Here is a 2,165-nt window from a genome sequence, read left to right as displayed (position 1 = left end):
CTGCTAACGATCTATTCACCACACAAAGTGAGGCAGACCCCAATAAAGTTGATGTAGTAGTCAGCTGTAATGAGCTGTATCATGGACCGCCTCCGTCTCTGGATTGACCGGGTCCATTGAAGGGCGAGCAAGATGATTGAGTCACCTCCCGCAACTACGGGAGGTGACCCAGCGGATGGGGTCGATGTCCAATCAATTTGGATTCTGTGACACGGGCCACCGCCTGCACGATTGTTCGTACACCAAGTTTGGCTTTGGCGTTTTCGAGATAAGTTGCGACTGTGTGCCGCGAAATGCCGAGAATAGTTCCGATCTCCCAGGCGGATTTACCTTGAGCGGCCCATTCAAGACATTCTGCCTCGCGGGCTGATAGCGACGCGCCGGTAATGGGTCTATTGCTGCCAATTTTCCGCTGGGCGTGCGCATGAAAATACATTGCCATTAACTGCAACACGCGTGCGTGCTCGCCAATAGTTCGTTCGAACTGCGGTCGCCGCTCGTCGGCGGCAAACGTGACCGCTGCAACTGGACCCCTGTTGCTGTGAATGGGAATCGTAAAACCGTAACGAATGCCGAACCTCGCGGCCTCCTCGAACAATTCTTGCGATTTTGAGGGCGCCAACGATCCGATTCCGAGACCCCATTCAAAAGGCTCGGGTTGGCCGAGTGCCTGAACGATCACGGGGTCAAAGCGCTCATAATGCCTTTGCAAATAATGGGTTGTCCAAGCTAATGGATAGTTTGATATTAACCCGGCCTGGCCTCCTGTTTTATCCGGCATGGAGAGGTACGCGAAACAGGACAGATCGAACGCCGCTGCTGCCTGCGACATGGCATCGCGAAGAGCATCTGAATTCGACGCGCTCGAAAGGCAATCAATAAAATTCTGAAATATCCGATGCATTGATCGTGGTTTCTTGTACCGCTCGTGCTTGCGGCCATTGGGGGATGAGACCGTTCCGGCGGTCAGCCTTTGCTGCTGAAGTGACCCTTGTTCGAGTTCACAGCCGATAACACCGCTAGGCCGTCAGCCAATGCTCCAGCGTCGTGAGTACGAATATAACTAACTCCCGCCATAGCAGCGAGCAGCTCCGCTGCAAGCGTCGCTGACCCGATTTTCTCAACAGCTTTGCCTGTTACCTTCCTTAAGAAGGACTTTCTAGAAGCGGATATTAAGAGCGGTAAGCAGAACCTATGTGAAAAGTCCTCTAGATTAGCGAGGATACGAAGAGACGCTTCGGGATTGGCACTTAAAAAGAATCCCATGCCTGGGTCCAAAATGAGCCGCTCTGGCGCAATACCAGCGTTAATTAGGGTAGCGATACGCTCTTCAAAAAACCGAAACGAATGCAGCCACACCTCGTGTGGCGAAAAGTCAGATTCTGTTGCACGGTTGCCAGCTTGCATCGAATGCATGACGATGAGTTTGCATTTGGCCACTGCAAGATCGGCGTAAATGCTAGGCTCGGAAAACCCCGTGATGTCGTTCAGAAATTCTACTCCTCTCGAAATTGCATAGCGCTGGGTTTCTGCTCGAAAGCTATCGACCGAGACGGGAATCTTAGCTTTATGAAGCACGGTGATAACTGGACTTAGTCGCCGAATTTCCTCTTTAGAATCCACCAACTCAGCGTTTGGATTACTGGCGGCTGGTCCTAGGTCAATGATGTTGGCGCCATGCTTCCATAATCCATTCGCGTGCGCGATCGCGGACTGCTCATCCAAGAACAAGCCTCCGTCAGAAAAGGAGTCGCTGGTCATGTTCACGATCCCAAGGATCTGAGGGATATCTTGCATCAATCGGCTCCCGGCCACATCGTGGCGTTCTAATTCAGATGGCGCGATTCTTAGCCCTCAGGCGGAAGGCCACTGTCTTGGTGAAGCACCTCGGTGAAGCTGTCGACGACCGCACGTTTGTGTCGTTCCCACCGAGTTCTTCGATTCTTCCACTCAAGTCGCAAGTGTTCGCGCTCCTTGGTGCGCGCATTTCAGTCCCGGTTCCAACGCATCGAGCGTCTGTCTCGTTTGGTTGGCTTGCGTCGGCCTTGACGAATGAACTGAATAGCATATTCTATCCGTATCGAACAAGTGTTCGTATATCGAACATTCGGAGGGACGATAAAAGGGTCTGCCTCACTTTGTGTGGAGATCGGACAATTGGATGG

At 52.3% G+C, this 2,165-nt stretch carries 2 protein-coding genes; both read right to left on the bottom strand.

Annotated features, from left to right (window positions below; genetic code table 11):
* Nucleotides 1-154 precede the first annotated feature (154 nt).
* Nucleotides 155-904, bottom strand: a complete 750-nt coding sequence (locus EP380_RS23355) for a LuxR family transcriptional regulator (protein WP_083274964.1) — start codon at nt 902-904, stop codon at nt 155-157.
* Nucleotides 905-966: 62 nt separating this feature from the next.
* A complete protein-coding gene (folP, locus tag EP380_RS23350) occupies nt 967-1,797 on the bottom strand; it encodes a dihydropteroate synthase (RefSeq protein ID WP_069710404.1) in 831 nt (276 codons plus the stop codon).
* Between the last annotated feature and the right edge of the window lie 368 nt (nt 1,798-2,165).

The sequence above is a fragment of the Nitratireductor alexandrii genome, assembly GCF_004000215.1.
GTDB lineage: Bacteria > Pseudomonadota > Alphaproteobacteria > Rhizobiales > Rhizobiaceae > Mangrovimarina > Mangrovimarina alexandrii.
This window is presented reverse-complemented; position numbering and strand designations above follow the sequence as displayed.

Excerpts from the sequence above, each read along its gene's own strand:
- EP380_RS23355 (WP_083274964.1), bottom strand. The coding sequence starts at position 904 with ATGCATCGGATATTTCAGAATTTTATTGATTGCCTTTCGAGCGCGTCG.
- folP (WP_069710404.1), bottom strand. The coding sequence starts at position 1,797 with ATGCAAGATATCCCTCAGATCCTTGGGATCGTGAACATGACCAGCGAC.